The 1,517-nt window shown below is 64.2% G+C and carries 1 protein-coding gene; it reads left to right on the top strand.

The features are described from left to right. Positions 1-446: 446 nt before the first annotated feature. Positions 447-1,403, top strand: a complete 957-nt coding sequence (locus tag QW868_RS33485; RefSeq protein ID WP_315701447.1) for an IS110 family transposase — start codon at positions 447-449, stop codon at positions 1,401-1,403. Positions 1,404-1,517 lie beyond the last annotated feature (114 nt).

Below are 1,517 nucleotides of genomic sequence, written 5' to 3'. Positions count from 1 at the left end.
CGGAATTGGTAGACGCGCTGGCTTCAGGTGCCAGTGGCTTAACGGCCGTGAAGGTTCGAGTCCTTTCCTGGGCACCACGCTTCGCTCTTAGAGCTACGCGTGGTGCGGCGAAGTTGGATTTTCGCCGGTCGCGAAGCGGCGTCCGTAGCGCCCTAGGCCCAGCGAGCCCCCTACCCCGATTTAACCTGTCAAACAGCTGTTCTTGTCATTCCGGGGCACCGCGCCAGCGCTGAACCCGGAATCCATGTCGTATCCCGCTCTGTGTCCAATGGATTCCTGTATCTGACCGGGTGTCACTGTCATAGTGGCGGCGGGTAGAGACAGCTCGTTGGATTCCCGGTTGCCTCGGCGACCGTAACCCGGCTTGGGCGTCTCCGCTTGCCTTGTCTGATCGAACAGTCGCATGAGCGCCGATTTCCGGTAGCTCGCATACAGGTCTGATCCCCATGACAGCTCAGTCTCTTGCGCTCGCGGCCGGCATCGATGTCGGTCAGCGCTTTCTTGATGTCGGCCTTGCTCCCTCGGGCAAGACTTTCCGGGTTGCCAACGCTGCCGAAGGCGTCGCCGCCGTGGTCGAGCGGTTGACCCAGGCCGGCGTCGGCCGTGTCGTGCTGGAGGCGATCGGCCCCTATGCCCGGCAACTCGTCAGCGCTCTCGGCGCGGCCGGGTTCGAGGTCGGTCTCGTCAATCCGCGCCGCATCAAGGCATTCCGTGAGTTTGAAGGGCGCCGTGCCAAGACCGACAGGCTGGACGCGCGGCTGATTGCGCGCTTCGCTCTCGCCATGACCGACGCCATTCGCCCATTGCCATCCGCCGAGCAGCTGACGCTCAAGGCCCTCACCACACGTCGTCGCCAGCTCACGGAAATGATCGCCATGGAGAAGACACGGCTGAAACAAACCGCCGAGCCACTCCTATTGGACAATCACCGTGCCACCATCTCTGTTCTGACGACCCAGTGCCGCCAGATCGAGACCGAACTCGACCGCCGGATCGCCGCCGATCCGCAGCTTGCCTGCAGCTTCGAGATCCTCACCTCGATCCCCGGGATCGGCGAGCGCGTGGCCACTGTGCTGATCACCGAACTGCCTGAGATTGGCCGCGTCGATCGCAAGGCTGTCGCCAGCCTGGCCGGCCTCGCGCCGCATGTCAGCCAGTCCGGCAATGCGCCGCCCCGTGCCGCCATCTCGGGCGGCCGCCCTTGCGTGCGCACGGCGCTCTACATGGCCGCCCTCGTCGCCAGCCGTCACAATCCCCGAATGAAAGCCGCCTACCAAGCCCTGCGAGAACAGGGCAAGCCCGCCAAGCTCGCCCTCATTGCCATCGCCCGAAAGCTGTTGGTCACCGCAAACACCATGGTCAAAAACAACACCCGATATACCCAGCAATCGCTTGACAGCTAAGACAGTCGCCGGGCTCCCGCCCTTCGCGCGTGCCCCGGAATGACGATCTCAAAAAGCTCCGCCAGCCCCCTATTTCCGCTCCAGCCTCCAGGCCCCGTCCCAGTCCGACCCGGG

This window comes from Bradyrhizobium sp. SZCCHNR1051 (assembly GCF_032489615.1).
In the GTDB taxonomy this organism is placed as follows: Bacteria; Pseudomonadota; Alphaproteobacteria; order Rhizobiales; family Xanthobacteraceae; genus Bradyrhizobium.
This window is presented reverse-complemented; position numbering and strand designations above follow the sequence as displayed.

What these genes read in the sequence shown, in the direction of transcription:
- QW868_RS33485 (WP_315701447.1), top strand. Translation starts at nt 447, where the DNA reads ATGACAGCTCAGTCTCTTGCGCTCGCGGCCGGCATCGATGTCGGTCAG.